This window comes from Gordonia gummivorans, from assembly GCF_022513585.1.
GTDB lineage: Bacteria > Actinomycetota > Actinomycetes > Mycobacteriales > Mycobacteriaceae > Gordonia.
This window is the reverse complement of record NZ_JAKWBF010000107.1, coordinates 1-279: the sequence shown is the minus strand read 5'-3', so window position 1 is coordinate 279 and position 279 is coordinate 1. Positions and strand designations below refer to the sequence as shown.

The 279-nt window shown below is 70.6% G+C and carries 1 protein-coding gene; it reads left to right on the top strand.

The annotated features are described in order from the left end of the window. Nucleotides 1-279, top strand: a 279-nt coding sequence (locus MKW15_RS24320) for a hypothetical protein (RefSeq protein ID WP_240862981.1), incomplete at both ends; no start/stop codon positions are given.

Sequence of the window (279 nt, the reverse complement as noted above, 5' to 3'; positions counted from 1 at the left end):
GTGGAGACGTTGCGGCAGGCGTGTGCAACTGCTGACGACCTGGCCCGGATCGAGCAGGTTCTCGGCTCGGTCGACAACCTCGTGGTGAAGGGGTCGCAGGGTCAGCCCGTGTCGCATCCGATGCTGTCGGAGGCGCGCGCGTGCCGTCAGCAGATCGCGACCTTGTTGGCGCGGCTCGCGCTCGACGTGCCGGCCGAGGGTGTTGCTCCGGCTGTGCGTGGCCCGCGGTCGGTGCAGGCCCGCAGGGCTGCGAACGCGCGCTGGCAGGGTCGTGGTCAT